The following is a 1,765-nucleotide window of genomic DNA, read 5'->3' on the forward strand; positions in this document are numbered from 1 at the left end:
GACCCCGCTGACCGCGCTGGCGCTGGGGCCGCTCGCCGCCCGCGCCGGCCTGCCCGACGGGGTGCTCAACGTGGTGACCGGTGGGGCCGAGGAAGGCCACCGGCTCGCCGCCCACCCGGACGTGGACCTGGTCTCGGTCACCGGCGGTACGGCCACCGGCCGACGGGTGCAGGCGGCGGCGGCCCGGCACGTCGCGCGTACCCATCTGGAACTGGGCGGCAACAGCCCGCTCGTGGTGTTCGCCGACGCCGACCTGGACCGGGCCCTGGACGCCGCTCTCTCGCTCGGGTTCTTCAACGCCGGGCAGGACTGCACCGCCGCCGCCCGGTTCCTGGTGCAGCGCTCGCGCTACGACCAGTTCGCCGAGACGCTGGCCCGGCGGACCGCCCGGTTGACCGTCGGCGACCCGCTGCACGAGGTGGACCAGGGGTCGCTGATCGACCGGGCCAACCGGGACCGGGTCGCGGCGCTGGTCGCGGACGCCGTGGCGGCGGGCCACACCCCGCTGACCGGCGGGCGGATCGTGCACCCGGACGGGCTGCCCGACGGGGCGTTCTACGCGCCGACCGTCTTCGCCGGTGTCCCGGACGACGCGCCGATCGTCGCCGAGGAGGTCTTCGGACCGGTGGTGACCGTGCAGCCCTTCGACGACGAGGACGAGGCGCTGCACCGCGCCAACGACTCGCCGTACGGGCTGGCCGCCGCCGTCTACACGCGTGACGTCGGCCGGGCGATGCGGTTCGCCCGCGACCTGGAGGTGGGTCAGGTCTGCGTCAACTCCTTCGGCGTCGGCGCGGAGGAGATGCCGCACGGCGGGGTGAAACAGTCCGGCCACGGCAGCGACCTGTCCCGGTACGGCTTCGAGGAGTTCACCCGACTCAAACACGTCGTGGTGCACCTCGGCGAAGCCGACGTGGCGACCGCACGGGAGGGTGGGACCGATGACTGACCCCGAGCGGGAGCGGCTCGCCGCCCTGCGCGCCGCCGTCCCGCTGCTGGCGACCAGGGCGTACCTGTTCAGTGGTGGGATCGCGCCGCTGGCCGAGCCGGTACGCGCCGAGATGGCGACCTGGGTCGACCGGTGGGCGGGCGACCCGCTGACGCACCGCGCCGACTACTTCGGTGACTGGGGCCGGTTGCGCACCGAGTTCGCCGGTCTGGTCGGTGCGACACCGGCGGAGGTCGCGATCACCGAGAACACCTCCCGCGCGACGAACCTGGCACTGCGGCTGCTGGGCCTGCCGGCCGGCTCGACGGTGCTGGTCGACGACACCACGTACCCGACGATGGCCTGGGCCGCGCTCCGCCACGGCCTGCGGGTCCGGCTGGTCCGCCGGGCACCGGACGAGGCGGCGGTGGACGCCTTCGCCGCACTCACCGATCCGGGTACGAGCTGTCTCGCCGTCTCCCATGTGGCCGCGCTCGACGGCTACCGGCACGAGCTGGCGGACCTGGCCGGTCTCTGCGCCGACCGGGGGATGCGGTTGTTCGTCGACGCCGCGCAGTCCACCGGCGTGGTGCCGGTCGACATGGCCCGCGACGGGATCGACGCGCTGGTCAGCACCGCGATGAAGTGGCTGCTCGGCCCGCCCGGGATCGGTTTCCTCGCGGTCCGGGAGGCCGCCGCCACCGGCACGCCGCTGGACGTCGGCTACGTCAGCGCCCGGATCGCGGATTCGTACCAGCTCACCGAACTCCCACCGGTACCGTCCGGCGCGGCCGGCACCGAGGTGGGGTTGGCCGCGCTGCCGCTGCTCGCGGCGGC

The 1,765-nt window shown here is 74.6% G+C and carries 2 protein-coding genes; both read left to right on the forward strand.

The genetic code is table 11. From position 1 onward, the window contains the following. The coding region (locus tag EYA84_RS31495; RefSeq protein WP_131057814.1) for an aldehyde dehydrogenase at nucleotides 1–949 on the forward strand (949 nt) is incomplete at its 5' end. Then, on the forward strand, nucleotides 942–1,765 hold an 824-nt coding region (locus EYA84_RS31500; protein WP_131057815.1), incomplete at its 3' end, for an aminotransferase class V-fold PLP-dependent enzyme. The genes EYA84_RS31495 and EYA84_RS31500, both read left to right, overlap by 8 nt.

The sequence above is a fragment of the Verrucosispora sp. SN26_14.1 genome, from assembly GCF_004307965.1.
In the GTDB taxonomy this organism is placed as follows: domain Bacteria; phylum Actinomycetota; class Actinomycetes; order Mycobacteriales; family Micromonosporaceae; genus Micromonospora.